The organism is Hymenobacter sp. HSC-4F20, assembly GCF_019599275.1.
Classification (GTDB): Bacteria; Bacteroidota; Bacteroidia; order Cytophagales; family Hymenobacteraceae; genus Hymenobacter.
Genome location: NZ_JAHZTD010000025.1, coordinates 1 through 465, shown reverse-complemented (window position 1 = coordinate 465; position 465 = coordinate 1). Strand labels below are relative to the sequence as shown.

Below are 465 nucleotides of genomic sequence, written 5' to 3'. Positions count from 1 at the left end.
CTTTTTTCGTCTTTGGTGGGTGTAGGTTTTCTGGTATGGTACGCCATTACCAAGCACTGGGCACTGGTCCCAATTTTCATTATCGGGATGGTGGTGCTCGGGGGACTTACCAGTATCCTGAGCGCCAAGATCAAAACCATGCAACGGTCCATCAATCGGGCCACCAACAAAATGTCAGGCGTCATTACGGAGTCGCTGCGCAACATTGAACTTGTAAAAAGCCTGGGACTGACCTACCCCGAAATACGGCGTTTGCGTGAGCACACCGAATGGATTTTCTCCCTGGAAATGGCCAAGGTCAAGCGAGTGCGCACGCTCTCTTTTCTGCAGGGCACGGCACTCAATTTACTCAGGCAGTCCATTTTGTTCACACTGCTCTGGCTTATTTTCCGAGATGTGCTCACCACCGGTGAACTGATCTCGATGCAGTTTATTTCAGTCAGCATCTTTGGCCCGCTGCAGGAC

Annotated in this window: 1 protein-coding gene; it reads left to right on the top strand. The window is 51.2% G+C overall.

Annotation, left to right across the window (positions count from 1 at the left end; genetic code table 11):
• On the top strand, positions 1–465 hold a 465-nt coding region (locus K3G63_RS22555; protein WP_259404659.1), incomplete at both ends, for an ABC transporter transmembrane domain-containing protein.